Source organism: Faecalicatena contorta, assembly GCF_021531995.1.
In the GTDB taxonomy this organism is placed as follows: domain Bacteria; phylum Bacillota; class Clostridia; order Lachnospirales; family Lachnospiraceae; genus Dorea_A; species Dorea_A contorta_A.
The window spans coordinates 1-2,662 of record NZ_JAFBIZ010000194.1; the positions used below are offsets into that span (position 1 = coordinate 1).

Here is a 2,662-nt window from a genome sequence, read left to right on the forward strand (position 1 = left end):
GTATCAACACCTTTTACATCTTCTATCTTATTAGAAGTTAAAGCCATCTGATATGTACTGCCAAGAAATGCATTCTCACTTACAGGAACTAAATTTACAGCAGTCAATGAAGAATCCGTACCATTTACATTAAATGTTCTTGTTACGGTTGCTTCATTTCCCTCCCCGTCACGTACCAATATTTTTACAGAATGAGTTCCGTTTGCAAGCTTCATTCCATTTAATGTAAGCTTGCCATCTGTAAGACTGACCGCACAGTTCTCATTTTCTGTCATATTAACTCCGTCTATATAAATATATCCCAAGTCAATACCTGTTGTATTTACGTTTTCTATATCTGAAAATTCAGAATAAAATGTAATTTCATTACTATTAATTTCAGTTGATCCATCTGCTGCTATTTCTTCTGCCAAATCAAGGCTACTACCAGCCTTAATCATGTTAATGGTCGGATTATCTGTATCTGCATTATTTGTGCCATATACGAGTTGTAAGTTATCCATATACAAATAACCTTTTTGATGACCTACATAAGTCGGGCCATAAACAATATTTCCACTATCATCTTTCTGGCACACAATTGTACCCATACCGGCATTGGTGGCTATATCATTCTTTCCATATGCGCCATTTGTGTCCATGATACGAATCGTTTCTCCACCAAGTAAAGTAATAGGGCCCTGGACAGCACTTAGGTCACACTCTAAATATTTCCACCCAACCCAGTTAATACCTCCACAGGTACCATCTGTTGCCTGGTCATATCGATCTGTAAAATCAAGTGTACGAATTGTTCCTGCGCCGTCCTTTACTCGAATTCTAACCCAAAGATTTGGAGTATTTTCAGGTGCATAACACCAAAATCCAATACCTGTAGGACTTCCCTCTATGGTAATATCTTCAGCAAAACCAACACATGCACCTTCAATTCCATTTATTCCAGTAAAATCATAATTTAGCTTTAATGCCTTTTCACCGAAACGAACTTCTCCATTATCAATTCCAACTTGTTCTGCTGATGCCACACCACCTCTTGATGATCCATTTCCATTTATATAATGTACAACGATAACATCTCCATGATCATCAGCATGTGTTTCGTATTCCAATCCACCACCATTTGCGGCTGCATGCACATAAGCAACATTGTTATAATCCAGGCCATCAGCATCTCCACCATCCATAACAACAACAGGAGCCGTTCCTACACCAACTGTAATCGACGCTGTTACTGTATCGTCCCATTTTGATGTTGCTGTTACTTTTGTGGACACAGACAAGTTATGAGATTCATTATTTGCAGCTGCTTTAAATATATTTCCTGAAAAAGAACCAGCTGTACTGTCTTCAATTAACCAATTAATATCTCCATCTTTTAAAGCAACTTCACTACCATTATATGTTGCTGTTAACCCCAAATTACTTTCCTGTTCATAGTCCAGGTTGATAGATTCATTTAAAAAGGACAATGCATCTGGAGCACGTAATTCAATGGATGTTGTACCTACTACATTCCCTTCGCTTTCAACTTGGATATTTACTGTGCCAGTAACATCTTCAGTTGCTTTAAACACTCCTGTAGATTTATCTATTTTTCCCATGTCTGTACTATTATCTGCTAATGTCCAAGTAAGATCTTCTGGTAATTCTGCAGAACCTCCTGCAGAATCTACACCAATTGCAGAAAACTCTACAGTAGATCCTGGTGTATAGATAGTTCCTGTAGGATTTAACGCCGCATGATCGAAAGTTCCACTTGGTTCTGCGGTTGATACACACATTAAAGTACCAGAAACAGCTCTTTCATAACCATCTGATGGACTGTTTTTTACTGTAAGCTCATTTGTACCTTCTCTTTCCGTTGCAAAAGTAACAGAACCTCCGCCATCAAAATTTAAAGCCGTTACACATCCAAGACCAATCATAACATCGGCAACATCAGAATACGATAAACCACAAGATGTTGGTGCCTGTCTCCCGTCTACACAGAACAGCACAACAGAACCATCTTCTCTGATTCCGACAGCAGATCTTGGATTTGAGTTTTCTGCATAACTCGAACCAGATCCTATAACATTTTTACCATTTTTAACGAGAATTGTATCACCAGCCATTGCTTCAACTACATTATCATCAAGCGGTGTTTTTCCATCCCGTATTTCTGCAGATCCATCTTTCAAAATTGCAAAATATGCGTATCCTGCAGAAGTATCGTGGTACACTGTACCATTCATAACTAATGCACCTAATGGCTCACCCGTAGACATATTGAAGAAATTTGCATTTACAATACCCACTACATTTGCGTTAGGATTTTCTTTCTTTAATGCTTTTTCAGCAGCTTCAGCCTGCCCTGTAGACGTCTGCATACCATAAGTTGATCCGTCGTAATTTTTATATCCCGCTTTCATTGTTACATCTGGATTGGACAAATCTATTTCCATGACATAACCTTTATTTTGATATGTACCCTCATCATTATTTAGAGTAATATCTGTTTCAGTGATTCCGGGAACAAGAGAATATTCCTTTTTAGCAATAATAGAATTTTCACCGACACTGCCCAGCGAGACAGAAGCAAACGTATCGAGAGAAATTACGCCCAACACTAACGAAAGTGTCAGGAATATTGCTATCATTTGTTGCAATTTCTTTTTCATAT

General features: G+C 38.1%; 1 protein-coding gene. It reads right to left on the reverse strand.

The features are described from left to right. A partial coding sequence (locus JQM82_RS14985; RefSeq protein ID WP_235251206.1) for a phosphodiester glycosidase family protein occupies window positions 1-2,662 on the reverse strand: 2,662 nt, incomplete at both ends.